The organism is Dellaglioa sp. CoH-57-MRSF-22, assembly GCF_056781895.1.
Genome location: NZ_JBXAXT010000139.1, coordinates 1 through 345 on the forward strand (window position 1 = coordinate 1; position 345 = coordinate 345).

Annotated in this window: 1 protein-coding gene; it reads left to right on the forward strand. The window is 54.8% G+C overall.

Annotated elements, in window-relative coordinates:
* Positions 1-181, forward strand: a 181-nt coding sequence (locus tag AC1RPR_RS08565; protein WP_481763526.1) for a hypothetical protein, incomplete at its 5' end; no start/stop codon positions are given.
* Positions 182-345: the final 164 nt, after the last annotated feature.

Below are 345 nucleotides of genomic sequence, written 5' to 3' on the forward strand. Positions count from 1 at the left end.
AAAGCAGGAAGCGTCACCTCCGAAGCAGGGGGCAGAAAGGATCGTGACCTATATCACGCGGGGCTACGTCGAGGAATCCGTGCAGGACAAGCTCATGCGCGACGGACATGTCGGCGCATTTGTCGTCAGCTCTGTCGGCGCTACCTCCGATCATCAAGTGGAAGTTCGTTTCCTGAAATGAGGACAGGTGCCATTATCGCGGTCTTGCTAATCGCATTCGGCTTGTGTAAAATGATGATCGGCATAGCACTGGTACGGGGCGCTCGGGACCGTTCCCATGACCCGATCTATAAGGAGGATTGATGCTGGAACAAACTGATGAGCAGCTAGCAGAGATGCTGGAGG